Here is a 16,864-nt window from a genome sequence, read left to right on the forward strand (position 1 = left end):
AAAGGATAAAAATTATAATAAAGAATCCGCTATTGCTTTTGAAGTGGCTTGTAAATCTATTTTATACTCACCATTTTTTATTTGAGAAGCAATCAAAGATACTTTACTTTCTTCTACTTTTTGGGTTTCTTTTGCCTTGTTGTTTTCTTTATTTTCTGTTTTATTTAAATCATTGGTAGCAACTTGAGCTACATAACTTTGATGTATAGGGTTTATCATTTTAAGCCTCCAGTTCTATTGAAAAACTCTAAGAACTATATCGGCATTTAAAAAAATAACTTAACCCCTTTCTTTTAAATAATCAAATAATAATTTTGAAAAACCTAATCCCCCGCTTAATGCTTTACTCATAGTATCATTATACATAGATGAATAAATTTCATCACTTGCATCTTTTCCAAATAAAGAATTTTCTTGTTTTAAGGAAATATCTAAAACGCTTTTAATTAAAAAAGCTTCAAAAGCGTCTGTTTGTTCTTTTAAAGCTTTGTCTTGATCGCTTAATGCTTGTATATGAGTTAAGTCGTTTTTAAAAGCACTATCTGCATAATTTTTAGCAGCCTTATAGCTATTGTTATGCTTGGTAATGTTTTCATAAAGCTCGCTACTATAATTTTTACTAGCTAAATAATTATCTACTCTCATTATATCACCTCTAATTCAGCACTAATTGCACCAGCTCTTTTTAGATTTTGCATGATAGCTATAATATCATTTGGAGCCGCTCCAAGTTTATTTAGCATTCTTGCTATATTTGCTACTGTTGTTTTGGTGTTTGTGATTTTTAAAGTATTTGAAACAGGATCTAAAATTCCACCATCTTTCATATCTATTTCATTTTGTGCTAATGCTGTATTGTTATTTGGATCGATTTTTATAGTAATATCTTTATGGGTGATTAATATAGGTTCTACTTCTATATTTACCCCAGCTACGATAGTGCCAGTTCTCTCATCAATTATAACTTTGCTTTCAGGAGTATAAGCTATATCTTGTTCTAAAACCCTAGCCATAAATTCAACATGAGAAAATTCTTCAGGTTTAACGAGTTTGATAGTTCTAGAATCTAAAGCTTTTGCTATATCTGTATCAAAAACAGCATTTAAAACTCTTTCTATATTATTTGCTGTTTTAAAATCAGCTTCTTTTAAACTTAGTATTAAATCATCATTTTGACTAAAATTTTGTGGAATTTCTCTTTCGACAACTGCACCATTGATAACATTAGCTGAAGTTGAGTGTGTTCCTGCAGCACCTGGTCTTGGGCTAAGCCCACCAATAGCTAATGAACCTTGAGCTACTGCATAAATTTCACCATCTACACCTTTTAAAGCAGTCATAAGTAAGGTTCCGCCTTGTAAAGATTTAGCATCGCCTAGTGAAGCCACGCTAACATCAAGCTTATCCCCACTTCTTGCAAAAGCAGGAAGTTTTGCTGTTACCATTACAGCTGCTGTATTTTTTGATTTGATATCTCCTGGACTAACTTTTACATTCATACCTTGAAGCATATTTGAGATTGATTGTAGGGTAAATTCACTACTTGTTCCATCACCACTTCCGTTTAAACCAACAACCAAGCCATATCCTATAAGTTGGTTATCTCTAACTCCTACTACATTGGTTAATTCTTTGATAGTAGCTGCATATAAACTAATGCTAAAAGCTATGAAAAATAATAATATTCTCATTGATTCTTCCTTTAATCTGTTGCTTTTACATTAGATTAAAGCAAAAAAAGTTCCAAATTTATATTAAAGTGTAAAAGCTTAGAGTGGTTGAACCAAATTTTTTTTCTTTGGTTTTTTTGTAATTTTGTATTTTATCCGGAGTTTTAAAAGTGCTGTGGTGTTCTATGATGATGATTTTTACATTAGAATTTTTTATATTTTCTATCAATTTTAAAGTTTTTTTATAAATATCAAAAAAACCTTCTCTAATATCAAAGGGCGGATCAAGGTATAAGATGATATCTTCTTTAGAATTTTGAATGATTTGTGGTGTTTTTTTAAAGGTATCATCATTAAAACAAATAGTATCTTGATCAATGCTAGAGGCATTTTTTGAAGCTATTTCATAAGCTTTTTTGTCTTTTTCTATAGCATAGCTTTTTAAACAACCATTACTTCTTGCCTCTAGTGCCATTAAAGCACTTCCTCCAAAGACTTCTATGAAAACCTTATCTTGCAAAGAAAAACGCAAAACATTAAAAACACATGATTTTACTATACTTTTGGTGCTTCTTGTGGTATCTAGATTAGGAAGTAAAATTTTTTTACCCTTATAGATTCCACTTTCTATGGTGGTGTAAATTTTTTGATTTTGCTTTTTTGAATTTACTTGCTTGCTTTCTTTTTCTTTATATTTTTTTAAAAACTCTTTAACACTTTGGTATTCTTGTGTTTTATGCATTATGATTTTCTTCTTTGATAAGGTTTTTTAGCTCTGTTTTATAAAAATCAAATATTGCATCGATTTTTTCATGACTTTCTTGACGCAATTTTTCTAAAATAGCTTCACATTTTTGATTCATGATTTTTTTTTCTCGCATAGCAATTTTATAAGCAATGTTTTGCAAACTTGTATTGAAATCATTTAAAGCACAAAGCAATTCTTCTGTATTAAAAGGTAATGTTAGAAAATTTGATTTTTTATTAATAATAAATTGTGGTTTTTGTGTGTTAATTTTTTCATCACTAATGATAAAATCACAATCTTTTTTCATCACTAAAAATTCTTTTAAAATTGTCTCTAAAGTTTTTTCTAAAATTAAATCTTTACATTCAATGGCAATTTTCATTTATTAAACTCACTTTTAATTTATGTTTTTTTAAAGTATATGGTACTATACCCAAGGATAAATTTGCAAGCTCTGCAAAACTTAAAATATAAAAATCTTCAAAATTTCTATTTGAAATAGTTTGTAATTCTTTTGAACACTTGTCAAACATATAAAAAGAATAAAAATCTTCCACAACTAAAAAATCACATCCATTATCATAAGCATCTAGGATAATTGCAGTTGCACTTTTATAAGCTAATTCTATATTTAAATTCAAAAAACTATATCCACAACTTTTATGTTTTCTCTCATAATCTATTACATTAGCTTTGAGAATTTTGGCTAATTCTAGTGAGCAATTAGCATTTGAGAATCCTTGATATATGCCTATATTAAATTGTTCAAAAAAATATTTAATATGCTCTATTTTTAAGTATTGTAAAAAAATATCTGGTGCGTATTTAATTTCTTTAATTTTATTCATAAGCTCATAAGAACTATATTCACATGCTAAAATATTATCTTCATCCATCATTCTTGAGTATTCTTCTAAAATATCACTAGGATCATAATCAATAATAAAATAATTTTTTCCTAAAGGTTTTTCGCATAGTGTGGTTTGAATATCAACTTTTTGCAAAGCATCTTTGATAATATCAAAATAACAAAATAAATCATTATTGCTATTGGTGTAAAGCTTATACATTTTAAATCCTTAGAAAATTCTTTTAGCTAAACCTGATTTTACAAGCATAACTTTTAGTTCTTTAATATAAGATTCATAATCAAGTGCATTAGAGGTAATAAAATTTGTAAATTTAGTATGATAGTAAATTCCTCTATCTTCATCAGCTACTAATTTTAAAAATTGTGGAGTTTTTTCTGGATACTTTAATAACATTTTATAAGCAAATATAAAAAAACTATCACCAAGATATTCAGGTAAAAATTCCCTAACCTCACTCATATAATATAAAAAATCATATTGCTTATAAAGTTCTACATCGTGAATATCAATAAGGCCTTTGAAAAGATCTAATTTTTCCAAAAAATCGCTTTTATCCATAATAAGATCTTTTGTAGCTCTTTTTGTATCAAGTGGTTCTATGGTGAGCTCGTTTCCAAACTGCTCTATAATGTTGTTTAAAATTCTTCTTTGTCGAATAGCTAATTGATTGATTTTAATACAAGCTTCTGGATTTTCTTCAAAGTCAAAATATATATCATCTTTTTTGATTTGAACTAAAACATCATAAATGCGTTTAAAATTATTGCTTTCATAAACATAAGGTTTATAATAAGCTAAATAATCACTATTTTTATCAAAACGGAAAATTTTTAAAGTTATTTTCATTTTTTAATCCTTAGGTATTATTTGATTATATACATTTTAAACTTATAAAAATTTAATTCTTATATAAAATTAAAAGCTTTTTGTATAAAATATTCACATGGATAAAGAAAAATTTATTATAAGTGCTTTTGCTAATCATATTAATGGTGATGATGGCGCTATAGTGGATGGGTATTGTTATTCTAAAGATTTATTTTGCGAAGATGTGCATTTTAAACATCCATGGATGAGTTTGGAGCAAATTGGAGCAAAGGCTATGCTTGTAAATATTTCAGATGCTATAGCTATGAATGCTACGCCAAAATATGCACTTTTAGGGCTTTCTTTGCCAAAATATTTAGATATAAAAGAAATTGAAAATTTACAAAAAGGATTGTTGGATACTGCAAAAAGATTTGGTATTTTAATTATAGGCGGTGATACAATCGCAGATGAAAAAATAAATATTAGCATAACTATTATTTCTAAAGTTAATCATAAAGCAGTTTTTAGGAAAGGTTTAAAAAAAGGAGATTTATTTGCTTTTAGCGGAAAATTGGGTGATAGTTTAAAGGGCTTAAATATTTTACTACGGGGTGGAAAATTACACTCTAATCATCGTTTTATAAAGCCTAATTTAAGACAAAATTTTTTTTATGATATAGCGAAAAAAGTTAGAGTGAGTATGGATATTTCAGATGGTTTAAATAAAGATTTATCAAGAATATTGTCTTTAAATTATCTTAATGTGAAATTTCTCAAAAAATTAGATAAATTTAGCCTAAATAGCGGGGAAGAATATGAAATTTTATTTGCTTTTGATAAAAAACACAAGGCATTTATACAAAATATGGCAAAAAAACATAGAGTTAAATTAAATATTTTTGCAAAAACAATAACGGGAAGGTATAAATTTTATGGAAGAGAACATCATTTTTAAACCCTTATATACTTTAAAACATAGTCCTATAAATGTGTATTTTTCTAAAAATAGTAATGATTTTGTTGTTAGAGAAAAACCTTTATATGAATTTAGTGGTAAGGGTGAGCATCTTATTTTGCATATACAAAAAAAAGATCTTAGCACTAGTGAGGCTTTAAGAATTTTAAGTGAGCATAGTGGTATTAAAATGAGAGATTTTGGTTATAGCGGTCTAAAAGATAAACAAGGTTTAACTTTTCAATATATTTCTTTGCCTAAAAAATTTGAGGAAAGCTTAAAAAATTTCAAACACGATAAGGTGAAAATTTTAGAAAGTTTTTATCATGATAATAAGCTTAGAATAGGGCATTTAAAAGGAAATTCGTTTTTTATAAGATTAAAAAAAGTTTCTAAGGTAGATGCTTTAAAAATAGAACAAGCTTTTAAAAATATTCAAGAGCAAGGATATGCTAATTATTTTGGATATCAGCGTTTTGGTAAATTTCAAGATAATTTTTCACAAGGTTTAGAAATTTTAAAAGGCAAGAAAATCAAAAATAAAAAAATGCAAGAATTTTTGATTTCTGCATTCCAAAGCGAACTTTTTAATAGATATTTAAGTAAAAGAGTAGAACTTTCACATTTTATCAATGATTTTAATGATAAAGAAATAAAACAAATTTATAACTTGGAAAAAGAGAAAATTAAAAGTTTAAAAAGTCAAAAGCAGTTTTTTAAGCTTTTAAAAGGTGAAATTTTAGGGCATTATCCCTTTGGAAAATGTTTTGTGTGTGAAGATTTATTAAGTGAAGTTGAGAGATTTAATAAAAGAGATATTAGTGCAATGGGGCTTTTAATAGGTTCAAAAGCTTTTGAGACAAATGAAGGTTTAGCTAAAAGATTAGAAGATGAGGTTTTTGCTGTCGCATATGAGTTTAAAAATAAAATGCAAGGTTCAAGGCGATTTATGTGGTCATACTTGCAAGATTGTAAAAGTGCTTATGATGAAGAAAAAGCTCATTTTACTTTGGAATTTTTTTTGCAAAAGGGTTCATATGCCACAGTAGTCTTAGAAGAAATTTTACATACAGACATTTTTGAACAAATCCATAAAATATAATTTATAAAATTGATATTGAGTATCAGAAAAAATTTATCTTTTATAGATTATAATAACAATTATCATTTTTATAAAAGGAAACTCAATGTCAGTTTTAGTTATTGGAGCAGATGAGATTACGCCAATAAAAGCGGTTTTAACAAATTTAGGTGCAAAAAATATAGAACATTGGGATGCAAGAAATGAAAATAGAGTAAATAGAAAACCTATCCCACAAAATACAGAGTGTATAGTTATGCTAACTAGCTTTTTAAATCACAACACTATGAAAAAAATCAAAACAGAGGCAAAAAAACGCAATATTCCTTTGGTTTGTGCTAAACGCAGTGTTAGCTGTGTTTATTGTGAGTATTGTAAGATTTTTGGCTTAAACCAAACATATGAATGCACAAAAAAGGCATGATATGTTCGGTTTTGATTTAAAGGGTGATATTATTCCTATGATATTTAAGGATTTAGAACAAGTAAGTATTAATCACATATTTTTAAATTTATATAATGCATTAGTAGAATGTGAATTAAAAATCTCTTATAAATATGCTACTAGAGCATACAGTATAAAAAATATTTTTGAATTAAAAATTCAAGATATGTGTAAAGACAAAATATTAAAAATAAATAAAATTAAGCATTTTTGCCCTTATTCACATCGAATAATCAAGGCTTATAAAGAAGGAAAATTAAATTCAATAAAACTTGAAAATAAAATTCCAAGATACACAGTAGCTCAATTGATTCAAAATATATTTTTATCTTCAAATTTTATTATAGATTCTCAAGTGGCTTTTGAATCTTTCGTGTATGATAAAATATGTAAAAGTAATGATAAAGCTAAAATCAATATTCAAGATAATATCATTATTATTAATGATAAAATGGCTGTTATGCCATTATTTTTTGAAAATTATAAAAAAGATATAAATGTTGCTTTAAATTTGATAGGTAAAAATTCTTTTGAAAAATTTTATATTGTGTATCCAAGAAATAAAAATTTTAGTCAATATAAAGAAATAAGATATTTTTCATATGAAAATAACAAAACTTTGCTAAAATTAGTTCCATACACTATTAATAATCAAATTTTAAGGAGATGTTAAAATGTCAATAGCGGTAATTTATGGTAGCTCTATGGGAAATACTGAAAGTGCAGCGCAAATGATTGCACAAAAGTTAGGAATTTCAGAAGTATTAAATATTGCAGATATAAATGCAGAAAAAATTAATTCTTATGATAGATTGATTTGTGGAACTTCTACATGGGGTAGTGGTGATTTACAAGATGATTGGGATGGATTTGATTTTTCATCATTAAATCTTAGTGGTAAAACAGTTGCTGTTTTTGGTATGGGTGATAGTGAAAGCTACTCAGATACTTATTGTAGTGCTATGGGTAAGCTTGCTCAAGGTTTAAAATCAGCAGGTGCAAATTTAGTAGGTGCTGTTTCTACTGGTGGATATACTTTCGAAGCAAGTGATGCGGTTGAGGGAGATAAATTTGTAGGACTTGCATTAGATAACGATAATCACGAGGATTTAACTGAAAGTAGAATTAATACTTGGATAGAGCAAATTAAACCTTATTTTTCTTAAAAATAAGATGCCTTTATTAAGGCATCTTAAAATCTTCTCTTTTTTGTCTCGCTTAGAATTTCGTGTGCTAAAGTTCCTACCTCATTTGCTATAGAATTAGTTTCTACTGCTGTTTTAGAATTTTGTTGAGTTAGTTGTCCTATAGTTGATACAGAATCATTAATTTGACTTATATCATTTGCTTCTTCTTTTATAGCATCTCCCATATCGTTAATGGATTGAGCTAAGATATTAGTATTAGCTTCTATTTCACCTAAAGACTTTTGAGTTCTTTCGGCAAGGTTTCTAACTTCATCAGCAACAACAGCAAAGCCTCTACCATGCTCTCCAGCACGAGCAGCTTCAATAGCAGCATTTAATGCAAGCAGGTTAATTTGATCGGCTATATCTGAAATAACAGTAGTAACATTTTTTATATCATTGCTTTGTTTAACTACATCTTGAGCTTTGATTGAAATTTCGCTCATAGCCGAATTCATTTGTTCTAAGGCTCTTGCACTTTCTTGTAAGGAAGATGTTTGGTGTGTTGCATCATTTGTTAATTCTTGCATACTTTGTTTTAAAGCTTCTGCTTTTTGGTTTAATAATTCACCTTGTTTTAGTGATTGCAAAAGCATATTTTTAATTTCATTACCTAAAGCATTAATTGCTTTTTCTATATCTCCTTTTGGTGCGTTAATTGAAGCGGTAAAATCAAGATGTTTGTAGCTATTAAATACAGACTCAATATCATTTAAATTACTACCAATTTTTATTTGTAAAGTTGCAAGCATACTATTTAAGACTTCGATAAGTTCTTGGATTTGTGGATTATTTGCGTGTGAAGTGATTTGTAGATTAAGTTCTCCTGTTTCTATTTTTTTAGCTACTTTTACTGATTCTTCTATAGCTTTAGCGTCTTTACTAAGTGCTTCTTTAATCGTGTTTATATTTTCATTTATTTCATCTGCCATTTTTCCAAATTCATCTTGTGTTTTGAGTTTTATAGGATGAGAATGTGCATCTTTGTGATTTAAATAATTAAAGAAGTTATGCAAACCTGAAGAAATAATAGCTATAGGTTTGAGATTATAAGAAATAATCATTCTAATAAAAATTAATGTTATAAAAATAGCAATTAATGATATAATGATTTGTTCTGTTAATGTTTGTTTTGCTGCATTGTGATAAAAATCATAATCAGCAATACTACAAATAGTATATTTTGGATTAATACTACCATTGCAAATTAAAGCTTTTGTTCCATCTTCTGTTTGTAATTTAAAAATATCTTTAGAAAGACTTTTGCTATTTCCTTCCGGTGTTTTAAAATAACTATCAATTATGTTTTTACTAATTTTTGTCGAAGTTAAAATTTTAGAAGAATCCGTATGAAAAAGATATGTTCCATCACTGGCTAAAACTGCAGCGTGTGAATATGGAGTTTTACCTATAGCTAAAACTTCTTCTGAAAATTTTTTTAAATCATAGTCAGCTGCAACCACACCTATGACTTTTCCATTTTCTATAATAGGGCTAGCATAAGAAATGGTAGGCTTTTTCATACTAGATGATATATAAGGCTCAGTAACAACTAATTCTTTTTTCTCTTTGGCTTCTTTATACCAGCCTCTAGTTCTTGGATCATAACCACTTTCTGCGGTTTGATTGTTTCCATTAGACCTATACATAAAACCATTTTCAAATCCAACATAGGTTAAATCAAACCCTAAAGAATCTCCAAATGATTTTAATAAACTAGTATATTGTTCTGAATTTAAGTTATTTTGATTTTCTTTTATATATTTTGTTAAGGAGTTAATAACATTGCGTCTATCGCTTGCGTATAAATCAAATCTTTTGCTAACATCAAATGCAACTTTTTGTTGAAATTGAACCAAAAGAATATGGGTATTAGATTTAGATTTAATATAATTAAAAACACCTAAAACACATAATAACAACACAACAAAAATACATACTAAAAATGCTATTTTGTTAGAAAAATTACCTAATAAATATTTTTTAGCGAAGAAGACATTTTAGCTCCTTTAAGATAATATTTTTAAATATTCATTTAAAAATAATTAAATTTTACTCAAAAAATATTTAAAAATATATAAAAATACTATTTTAGATAAAAAATTCTAATTTTTTAGAAAGCAAAATTTTATTATCTGTGTATTTTGCCCAGTAAATATTTGAAGCAAAAATTGATGCTTTTGCAAATTTTGCAAAAGGAAATTTTTCATAGTATAATATTTCTTGTTCTTTGGTAGCCTTTTGAAAAATAGCTTTAATTTGAACTCCTTTAATAAGGTTGATAATATCTGTATTTAGTGCTATATTAACAGCTATTTTTGGAGTTTTATATGCAAGTTGGATATGTTTAGTATGTTCTTCGCTGGCAAAAATAAGAGCTAATTTTTTTTCATCAAAAGCATAATAACAGCTTGCACAATATATTCCGCCGTCTTCATCAAGCATACTTAAACTAAGAAGTTTTTGTGAATGAATAAATTTTTTAATTCTTTCATCCATTATTTTTTAACTTCTAAGTTTAAAATTTTTTGATAGCATAAGTGTGCTAAAAAAATCACATAAAAAACTTGCAAAAATATTCCGATAAAAGGAATACTTGAAATTAAAAAAAATATTAATGTGTATATTTTAAAATATAAAGGTGATGAGTTTTTATAGAAATCTCTAAAAGTTTCTTGATCTAAAACATTGCTAACTACATCTAACACAAGTAATTTGTGAAATAAGTAATAAAATACAACATAATATATAACAATACTAATAAAAGGTATAATAAGTAAAAAAGTTGCTAAACAAAATAAAATACAAAAAACAATAATAAATTTAAGAGTTTTTATTAGAACTTCAAGAAAATTTACTTCTTTGTGTATAATGTAGTTATAATATTTCTTATTAATTTTTTGAATAATATATGGAGTTAAAAAAGAAATGATTAGCATAGTTAAGAAAACCGAAGCAAATATTACTATAAAAAATCCACCAATAGCGCTTAAAAAAGCAAGTGAAAATTGAACTATAGAAAAGCTAAAAAACCAAGCTAGAAAACTTCCATTTATTAAACCATCAAAATAAGAAAAAAATACATCATAGGTAAAAAATACAAGTGAAACTAAAACTACAATGCTAATAAACAAAGGTAAGAGTGAAAATTTTAAAAAAGGTCTACTAAGAAAATCTTGCAAACTTAAGTATAAAATATTCATTTGGTCTGATTATAAGTTTCTTGAAGTTTTTGATAAATTTTTTTATATTCTAGTGTTTCCTTTAAAATTTGATTTAAAACTTCATTATCTTCTATACCATTCCATATTTTTTTATAACTACCTTCTTTATAACCATTTTCTTGTCTAAATTGATTAAGGATATTTTTACCTATATAAATTTTATAAAGTTCAAAGAAATTCAAACCACATTTTCTAGCTAATACAAAATATACACTTAAAAGTTCCCCTAAGTCATAATCAAATCCACTACACTTATGGATAATAAGTTCAATATCATTTAAAATTCCATAAATATCTGTATCTGATGGATTAGAAGTTTCTTTGCAAAAATCATCAAAAAAAGTTACAGAAGAAACTTCTTCTGCAATAAAATTTTTATCAAGAATTTGCCTTTCTTTATATTCTTCTAAAATTAAGCTTAAAATAAAATGCCAAATATCTACTATTTCAATGCGTACATTATCCCAATTTGCAGGAGTGTGGATATTTTTCCAATGTTTCCAAGCAAAAGAATCAATAAGCTCCGCACACTCCATATAAATACATCTTCTAAAACTAATTAATTTACCTTCTTTGGTATAGCCATTTTCCCAGCCTATACCATTAGTATCATCATTTAGTTTTTGCTGGAGTTCTAGCATACTTTTTAAAATATCTTTTACTTCCATTTGCTTCCCTTTTAAGCATAAAATCCAAATTCTTTATTATTTTCTTCTTCGTTTTTTTGTTTTTGTTTGTTATATTGTTCCCAAATTTCTTCTAGTAATTTAGTGCTATCTTGGAAAATTTGTTTTTTAATGTCATCAAGATCAGTTTTTGCTATTTCTTTATTTAAACTTTTATCCATAGTATTAAATAATTCGTGTAATGTAGCTTTTTTGTGTTCTTCATCTTTTGGTTCAGGCAACGCATTGCCTATTTTCATAGCTGTTGTGATAAGTTCTTTTGGTTTTAAAGTTCCTACTCTTGAGTTTTTCATAAATTCATCAATTTGAGGTTGTATTTTTGCAACCGCATCTTTTATTTCATTGATTTCATCTTGTGTAAGTTTGCTCCCACTATATGAAAATGAAAAACCAAATTGATTTCTTAGGCTTAAAGATGCTGAATTTCCATCTTTATCTAATTTTGCTTCTTTTTTATCATACATAGAAAAAGATAAGTGATTACCATTTTTTGTTTTAATGTCCATAGAAAAATTTTGAGAATTATAACTAGAAATTTGCATTGTGTTCCTTTCATACAAGATAAACCTACATCGGCAAAATAGGTAAATCTTAAATAAAAATTTGCAAAGTTTTTTAACTTTGCAAATTTCAAATATTTAGGGAGATAAATATTTTAGCATTAACTATTTAAATGCTAGTTAAATCCCAAAATAATTTTAATAATGTTTCATTATTAGAATGAATTAAAATTTGCTCTTTATTGTGTTTATTTTTACATGCTTTTAGAGCTTGTTTTAAATGTTCTTTCAAAGAGAAAATTAAGCCAAAAGCAATAGCTTCTTTATCTAATCCACCTAAAATATAAATTAAAGGCATACGCAATGATTTAGAAACATCAATTTTTGCTTGCTCATTGATAGTGGTTTTAAAATCAAATTTACTAGGGTGTTTAAATTTATAAGCTAAGGCCAGATTTAAAAATTCATCTATATATTTTAATTTTTCTCCACATATAAAAGGATAAATAAAATAAAATAAATCTTGTATGTTATTACTAATTTTGCTTTCATCGTTATAATTTGTCTGTATAAAATCATAATATGTTTTAAATTGTTCTTGATAATTTTGCACTAAAGTTATAGCTATTTTTGTTTTAGCGAAATTATTTAGGAAAACTTTAGGATTAGCCTCAAAGCTAAAATCTAAGAAATTAGTTTTTGTTTCATTTTGGTAAAAAATACTAGTGTTGTTGCTAAATTCTAGTAAGATATTTTGTGAGTTTAAATCATTTGATGAGGCATTATAAACTACTTTATTATTTAAAGTAATAGAAAAGTCATTGTAAGCAAATTCATTACTCATAGGTTTTTCATAAAAACCAAAATCATCCCAAAAATTCTCTTCACTACAAGCAATACATCCATGTCCTGCTGCTACTGGCCAAGAAGTTTTGGAATTAAATTTAACTTTAGGGCAGTTATTGTAAGCATAAGGTCCTTTGCAGCCCACTTTAAAAAGACAATAACCTTGTTTTATATTTTCATCATTAAAACTTTGAGCAAAATTTCCCGCTTCAAATTCGGCTTTTCTTTCGCATAAATCATGCAAACACTTGCCATAAAAGGCTAAAGGTCTATTTTGTTCATCTAAAGCCATATCTTGCTCAAATAATATATAAAAACAAAGTGTTGCGATGATATTTACATCACTTGGAGGACAACCTGGTATATTGATTACCTTTTCTTCTAAGACTTTAGAAATTCCTATGCTTTTAGTAGGATTTGGATGTGCAGCTTGAATTCCTCCATAACTTGAGCAAGTTCCCATAGCAAAAATTGTTTTAGCATTTTTGGCACATTTTTGCAAAATTTCATATCCATTTTCTCCATGTGCTCCTATGGTTAGAAAAAATGGATCTATAGCACAAACTCCACCTTCAACTGCTAAAAGAAAGTCTTTTTTTTCTAAAATTTCTTCCAAATGTGATTCTGCTTGATGTCCGCTTGCGCTCATAAAGGTTTCATGATATTCTAAGGAAATAAAATCAAAAATCAAATCCAAAAAATCAGGCAATGAAGTTCTAAGTAAGCTCTCACTACACCCTGTGCATTCACTTAAATGAAGCCATATAAGGCTAGGTGGGGTGTGAAGTTGAAAATATCTATGCGCCAAAGGGCTAAAGTCATTAGGCAAACCCAAAACTTTGATAATGGAATTTACTGCTTCTATAGAGATATTTTTTTCTTCTTTGTGTGAGTTTTCTAATAGAGCGATTTTATGCTCTAATATGCTTTTTAATTCTTCATTGCTTAAAGACATTTTTTAACCTTTAGCTATTTGTATCATATTTAAAAAATCATTCGCGTTTAATGCAGCAGAACCTATTAATACTCCATCGCAGTTTTTTAAAGCACAAATTTCTTTAATATTGTTTTGATTAACACTTCCGCCATATAAAAGCTTAGCCTCTGTAAATTCTCTTAAAAAATTAAGTATAGTGTTGATATCGTTAAGATCTGCGCTGACTCCTGTGCCTATAGAATAAATAGGCTCATAGGCTATAATGAGTTTTTTATAAGATAAATCAATATTTTCAATTTGTTTTTTTAAAAAATCTAAGCTTTTGTTGGAGTTTTTAGTTTCTAAACTTTCACCTATACAATAAATGATATTAAAATCAAAACTTTTAGCAAAATCAAATTTAGCTTTTAAAAAGCTTTCATCTTCATTTAAAGCTCTTCTTTCAGAATGACCGATTAAAACACTTTTTATATTAAACTCTTCTAAGTGAATTTTACCTATTTCTCCCGTATAAGCCCCATTTTCACAAGGATAGAAATTTTGAGCTCCTTGATGGAAAGAAAAATTTTCTTTTAAAAAAGCTATGCTAGGAGGGAAGATGAAAACTTCATCTTTGCAATTTAGTTTTTGATTTAATTCTTGAGCGTAAAGTTCAAAGCTTGATCTTGTGTGATTGCACTTTAAATTTGCTGCAAAAATCATTCATTATCCTTTATAGTTAAAGGTTTTACACCAGGAAGTTCTTTTCCTTCTATAAGTTCTAATGATGCTCCACCGCCAGTTGAAATAAAAGTCATTTCATCAGCATCACCTGCTCTTGCTACAACATCAGCAGTATCACCACCACCTATTACAGTAGTTGCATGAGATTCGCTAATATAATGGCTCATTTTAATGCTACCTTTTGAGAATTTATCGATTTCAAAAACTCCCATAGGTCCATTCCACCATATGGTTTGCGCATCTGAGAGTGCTTCTTTAAATAATCTCACACTAGCAGGACCTATATCAAGCCCCATCCAACCCGCTGGAATTTCTTGCACTGGAGTATATTTCATTACTGCTTCTTGAGAGCAAGTTTGAGCTGCTGTAACATCAACAGGAAGATAAATTTTTACTCCTAGATTTTTACCTTTAAGTAAGATTTTATTTGCTTCTTCAATTAGATCTTCTTCTAAAAGAGAATTTCCTATATCATAACCTTGAGCTTTTAAGAAAGTAAAGGCCATACCTCCGCCTATGATTAATTTATCTACTTTTGGAAGTAAATTAGTCAAAGCTTGTAATTTTCCACTTACTTTTGAACCACCTACCACAGCTACAAAAGGACGCGCTGGGTGTTTAATAAGATTGCTTGCAAATTCTATTTCTTTTTGAAGTAAAAATCCCGCACCTTTGTTTGTGTTATCAAAGTATTTTGTAATAGCTTCAACACTTGCATGAGCTCTGTGGCAAACTCCAAAAGCATCATTAATATAAACATCAGCCATAGAAGCAAGTTCTTTGGCTAAGTTTTCATCGTTTTTGGTTTCACCCTTTTCAAAGCGTAAATTTTCTAAAAGTAAAATTTCACTCGATTTTAATTCACCAGCTTTTTTCTTTGCGTCCTCACCTATAACATCTTTAGCCATGATGACTTCTTTAGTCATTAAGCGTGCAAGTCTTTTCGCAACCGGTTCTAAAGAGTATTTTGAAGCTATTTCTTTTGGACGACCCAAATGCGAAGCCAAAATAACTGCACAACCATTATCTAAACAATATCTTATAGTAGGAATGGCTGAACGGATACGACGATCATCTGTGATATTTAAAAACTCATCTTGAGGAACATTAAAATCACATCTTATAAATACTTTTTTCTTTGCAAGATCAACATCTTTGATTGATAAAATACTACTCATCTTAAGCCTTTGCAACAAATACTGCCATATCTACCAAACGAGAAGAATATCCCCATTCATTATCATACCAAGCAACCACTTTAACAAAATCATCACAAATTACTTGAGTTAAATCACTTGCTACGATTGCACCATATGAGCAGGTTATAAAATCACTTGAAACTCTTTCTTCATCATCTACTAACAATAAGCCTTTTAAGTTACTAGCAGCTGCTTTTCTAAAGGCTTCGTTGATTTCTTCTTTATTTACTTTTTTCTTTAAAGTTGCAGTCAAATCCACGGTTGATACATCAGCTACAGGCACACGCATGCTTTGGCCGTGCAATTTTCCATCAAGTTCAGGCATAACAAGCTTCATAGCTTTTGCTGCACCAGTTGAAGTAGGGATAATATTTTGAGCGGCAGCTCTGCTTCTTCTTTTATCTCTAGCTTTTGCATCAATAATGCTTTGTCCATTTGTATATGCATGAATAGTTGTCATCAAACCTTTTTCTATGCCAAAATTATCTTGTAAAACTCTGCAAATTGGACCTAAGCAGTTGGTAGTACAACTTGCATTTGAGATGATGTTTTCACCTTTATATTCATGCGCATTTACCCCTAAAACATAGGTTGGAGTTTTGTCTTTTGCTGGTGCGCTCATAATGACTTTTTGCACTCCATTATCTAAAAATCCTTGGCATTTTTCCATAGTTAAATGTGCCCCTGTGCATTCTAAAACAATTTGTGCCCCATATTTTACAAAATCTAAATCTGCTATATTTCTACTTTTTAAAACTTTTATTTTTTTATTATCAATTATTAAATCATCACCTTCATTCTCAACGCTACCATCATATACCCCATGAACAGTGTCATATTTAAAAAGATATTTTGTAAGCTCAATATCAGTAGTATCATTAATTGCTACAAGTTCGATATCATCGCGTTTCATGATAATTCTTGCAACACATCTTCCAATGCGTCCAAAACCATTTATTGCAACTTTTACAGCCATTTTCA

At 28.0% G+C, this 16,864-nt stretch carries 21 protein-coding genes and 1 pseudogene; 5 read left to right on the forward strand and 17 right to left on the reverse strand.

Translation table 11 applies throughout. The annotated features are described in order from the left end of the window. Window positions 1–12: 12 nt before the first annotated feature. The 7 genes from CARM_RS01915 to CARM_RS01945 are packed head-to-tail and all read right to left on the reverse strand — an operon-like array spanning window position 13 to window position 4,136. A complete protein-coding gene (locus tag CARM_RS01915) occupies window positions 13–219 on the reverse strand; it encodes a flagellar biosynthesis anti-sigma factor FlgM (protein WP_139424589.1) in 207 nt (68 codons plus the stop codon). Between the two features lie 60 nt (window positions 220–279). Further along, the gene (locus CARM_RS01920) at window positions 280–645 is read right to left on the reverse strand and encodes a rod-binding protein (RefSeq protein WP_176300986.1); all 366 of its coding nucleotides are present in this window, start codon (window positions 643–645) and stop codon (window positions 280–282) included. Beyond that, on the reverse strand, window positions 645–1,691 hold the full coding sequence (locus CARM_RS01925; protein WP_139424591.1) for a flagellar basal body P-ring protein FlgI: 1,047 nt from the start codon (window positions 1,689–1,691) through the stop codon (window positions 645–647). Before CARM_RS01925 ends, CARM_RS01920 begins: the two co-directional genes overlap by 1 nt. A gap of 58 nt (window positions 1,692–1,749) precedes the next feature. Continuing rightward, window positions 1,750–2,412, reverse strand: coding sequence for an RsmD family RNA methyltransferase (locus CARM_RS01930; RefSeq protein ID WP_139424593.1), 663 nt, complete (start codon window positions 2,410–2,412; stop codon window positions 1,750–1,752). Further along, on the reverse strand, window positions 2,405–2,800 hold the full coding sequence (locus CARM_RS01935) for an ornithine carbamoyltransferase (RefSeq protein WP_139424595.1): 396 nt from the start codon (window positions 2,798–2,800) through the stop codon (window positions 2,405–2,407). The genes CARM_RS01930 and CARM_RS01935 overlap by 8 nt, the downstream gene beginning before the upstream one ends. Continuing rightward, on the reverse strand, window positions 2,784–3,488 hold the full coding sequence (locus CARM_RS01940) for an HdrB C-terminal domain-containing protein (protein ID WP_139424597.1): 705 nt from the start codon (window positions 3,486–3,488) through the stop codon (window positions 2,784–2,786). The genes CARM_RS01935 and CARM_RS01940 overlap by 17 nt, the downstream gene beginning before the upstream one ends. Window positions 3,489–3,497: 9 nt before the next feature. Next, on the reverse strand, window positions 3,498–4,136 hold the full coding sequence (locus tag CARM_RS01945; RefSeq protein WP_139424599.1) for a DUF5644 domain-containing protein: 639 nt from the start codon (window positions 4,134–4,136) through the stop codon (window positions 3,498–3,500). Between the two features lie 97 nt (window positions 4,137–4,233). On the opposite strand from CARM_RS01945, the gene CARM_RS01950 reads away from it, so the two are divergent. From CARM_RS01950 to fldA, 5 genes are all read left to right on the forward strand, one after another. Further along, window positions 4,234–5,055: a thiamine-phosphate kinase gene (locus tag CARM_RS01950; protein ID WP_139424601.1), complete on the forward strand. Its 822-nt coding sequence runs from the start codon at window positions 4,234–4,236 to the stop codon at window positions 5,053–5,055. Continuing rightward, on the forward strand, window positions 5,024–6,157 hold the full coding sequence (gene truD, locus CARM_RS01955) for a tRNA pseudouridine(13) synthase TruD (protein ID WP_139424603.1): 1,134 nt from the start codon (window positions 5,024–5,026) through the stop codon (window positions 6,155–6,157). Before CARM_RS01950 ends, truD begins: the two co-directional genes overlap by 32 nt. A gap of 85 nt (window positions 6,158–6,242) precedes the next feature. Further along, window positions 6,243–6,560: a DUF2325 domain-containing protein gene (locus CARM_RS01960; protein ID WP_139424605.1), complete on the forward strand. Its 318-nt coding sequence runs from the start codon at window positions 6,243–6,245 to the stop codon at window positions 6,558–6,560. Between the two features lies 1 nt (window position 6,561). Beyond that, window positions 6,562–7,254 carry a hypothetical protein gene (locus tag CARM_RS01965; RefSeq protein ID WP_139424607.1) on the forward strand — a complete coding sequence of 231 codons (693 nt, stop codon included), beginning with the start codon at window positions 6,562–6,564 and terminating at the stop codon, window positions 7,252–7,254. 1 nt (window position 7,255) lies between these two features. Next, the gene (gene fldA / locus CARM_RS01970; protein ID WP_139424609.1) at window positions 7,256–7,747 is read left to right on the forward strand and encodes a flavodoxin FldA; all 492 of its coding nucleotides are present in this window, start codon (window positions 7,256–7,258) and stop codon (window positions 7,745–7,747) included. A gap of 26 nt (window positions 7,748–7,773) precedes the next feature. Here the strand turns inward: fldA and CARM_RS08565 are convergent, their stop codons facing one another. The 10 genes and pseudogenes from CARM_RS08565 to gap form a co-directional block, all read right to left on the reverse strand. Then, complete coding sequence (locus CARM_RS08565) at window positions 7,774–8,832, reverse strand: methyl-accepting chemotaxis protein (RefSeq protein WP_425321096.1); 1,059 nt, start codon at window positions 8,830–8,832, stop codon at window positions 7,774–7,776. Window positions 8,833–9,090: 258 nt separating this feature from the next. Then, a pseudogene (locus CARM_RS08570) lies at window positions 9,091–9,693 on the reverse strand (cache domain-containing protein); the annotation flags it as partial. 166 nt (window positions 9,694–9,859) lie between these two features. Further along, window positions 9,860–10,267, reverse strand: coding sequence for a pyridoxamine 5'-phosphate oxidase family protein (locus CARM_RS01980; protein WP_139424613.1), 408 nt, complete (start codon window positions 10,265–10,267; stop codon window positions 9,860–9,862). Beyond that, the gene (locus CARM_RS01985) at window positions 10,267–10,971 is read right to left on the reverse strand and encodes an EI24 domain-containing protein (RefSeq protein ID WP_139424615.1); all 705 of its coding nucleotides are present in this window, start codon (window positions 10,969–10,971) and stop codon (window positions 10,267–10,269) included. The genes CARM_RS01980 and CARM_RS01985 overlap by 1 nt, the downstream gene beginning before the upstream one ends. Further along, window positions 10,968–11,660, reverse strand: coding sequence for a dUTPase (gene dut, locus CARM_RS01990; RefSeq protein WP_139424617.1), 693 nt, complete (start codon window positions 11,658–11,660; stop codon window positions 10,968–10,970). Before dut ends, CARM_RS01985 begins: the two co-directional genes overlap by 4 nt. An 11-nt stretch (window positions 11,661–11,671) precedes the next feature. After that, window positions 11,672–12,220 carry an ATP-binding protein gene (locus CARM_RS01995; protein WP_139424619.1) on the reverse strand — a complete coding sequence of 183 codons (549 nt, stop codon included), beginning with the start codon at window positions 12,218–12,220 and terminating at the stop codon, window positions 11,672–11,674. Window positions 12,221–12,347: 127 nt separating this feature from the next. After that, window positions 12,348–13,979 carry a hydrogenase small subunit gene (locus CARM_RS02000; RefSeq protein WP_139424621.1) on the reverse strand — a complete coding sequence of 544 codons (1,632 nt, stop codon included), beginning with the start codon at window positions 13,977–13,979 and terminating at the stop codon, window positions 12,348–12,350. A 3-nt stretch (window positions 13,980–13,982) separates the two neighbouring features. Further along, window positions 13,983–14,663, reverse strand: a complete 681-nt coding sequence (locus CARM_RS02005; RefSeq protein WP_139424623.1) for a triose-phosphate isomerase — start codon at window positions 14,661–14,663, stop codon at window positions 13,983–13,985. Continuing rightward, window positions 14,660–15,862 (reverse strand): phosphoglycerate kinase, encoded by a 1,203-nt coding sequence (locus tag CARM_RS02010; protein ID WP_139424625.1) that lies wholly within the window; start codon window positions 15,860–15,862, stop codon window positions 14,660–14,662. Before CARM_RS02010 ends, CARM_RS02005 begins: the two co-directional genes overlap by 4 nt. 1 nt (window position 15,863) lies before the next feature. Next, complete coding sequence (gene gap, locus CARM_RS02015) at window positions 15,864–16,859, reverse strand: type I glyceraldehyde-3-phosphate dehydrogenase (protein WP_139424627.1); 996 nt, start codon at window positions 16,857–16,859, stop codon at window positions 15,864–15,866. Window positions 16,860–16,864: the final 5 nt, after the last annotated feature.

This window comes from Campylobacter armoricus, assembly GCF_013372105.1.
Classification (GTDB): domain Bacteria; phylum Campylobacterota; class Campylobacteria; order Campylobacterales; family Campylobacteraceae; genus Campylobacter_D; species Campylobacter_D armoricus.

Coding starts and splice junctions, on each gene's coding strand:
- CARM_RS01915 (WP_139424589.1), bottom strand. CDS start 219: ATGATAAACCCTATACATCAAAGTTATGTAGCTCAAGTTGCTACCAAT.
- CARM_RS01920 (WP_176300986.1), bottom strand. CDS start 645: ATGAGAGTAGATAATTATTTAGCTAGTAAAAATTATAGTAGCGAGCTT.
- CARM_RS01925 (WP_139424591.1), bottom strand. CDS start 1,691: ATGAGAATATTATTATTTTTCATAGCTTTTAGCATTAGTTTATATGCA.
- CARM_RS01930 (WP_139424593.1), bottom strand. CDS start 2,412: ATGCATAAAACACAAGAATACCAAAGTGTTAAAGAGTTTTTAAAAAAA.
- CARM_RS01935 (WP_139424595.1), bottom strand. CDS start 2,800: ATGAAAATTGCCATTGAATGTAAAGATTTAATTTTAGAAAAAACTTTA.
- CARM_RS01940 (WP_139424597.1), bottom strand. CDS start 3,488: ATGTATAAGCTTTACACCAATAGCAATAATGATTTATTTTGTTATTTT.
- CARM_RS01945 (WP_139424599.1), bottom strand. CDS start 4,136: ATGAAAATAACTTTAAAAATTTTCCGTTTTGATAAAAATAGTGATTAT.
- CARM_RS01950 (WP_139424601.1), top strand. CDS start 4,234: ATGGATAAAGAAAAATTTATTATAAGTGCTTTTGCTAATCATATTAAT.
- CARM_RS01960 (WP_139424605.1), top strand. CDS start 6,243: ATGTCAGTTTTAGTTATTGGAGCAGATGAGATTACGCCAATAAAAGCG.
- CARM_RS01965 (WP_139424607.1), top strand. CDS start 6,562: ATGTTCGGTTTTGATTTAAAGGGTGATATTATTCCTATGATATTTAAG.
- fldA (WP_139424609.1), top strand. CDS start 7,256: ATGTCAATAGCGGTAATTTATGGTAGCTCTATGGGAAATACTGAAAGT.
- CARM_RS08565 (WP_425321096.1), bottom strand. CDS start 8,832: ATGATTATTTCTTATAATCTCAAACCTATAGCTATTATTTCTTCAGGT.
- CARM_RS01980 (WP_139424613.1), bottom strand. CDS start 10,267: ATGGATGAAAGAATTAAAAAATTTATTCATTCACAAAAACTTCTTAGT.
- CARM_RS01985 (WP_139424615.1), bottom strand. CDS start 10,971: ATGAATATTTTATACTTAAGTTTGCAAGATTTTCTTAGTAGACCTTTT.
- dut (WP_139424617.1), bottom strand. CDS start 11,660: ATGGAAGTAAAAGATATTTTAAAAAGTATGCTAGAACTCCAGCAAAAA.
- CARM_RS01995 (WP_139424619.1), bottom strand. CDS start 12,220: ATGCAAATTTCTAGTTATAATTCTCAAAATTTTTCTATGGACATTAAA.
- CARM_RS02000 (WP_139424621.1), bottom strand. CDS start 13,979: ATGTCTTTAAGCAATGAAGAATTAAAAAGCATATTAGAGCATAAAATC.
- CARM_RS02005 (WP_139424623.1), bottom strand. CDS start 14,663: ATGATTTTTGCAGCAAATTTAAAGTGCAATCACACAAGATCAAGCTTT.
- CARM_RS02010 (WP_139424625.1), bottom strand. CDS start 15,862: ATGAGTAGTATTTTATCAATCAAAGATGTTGATCTTGCAAAGAAAAAA.
- gap (WP_139424627.1), bottom strand. CDS start 16,859: ATGGCTGTAAAAGTTGCAATAAATGGTTTTGGACGCATTGGAAGATGT.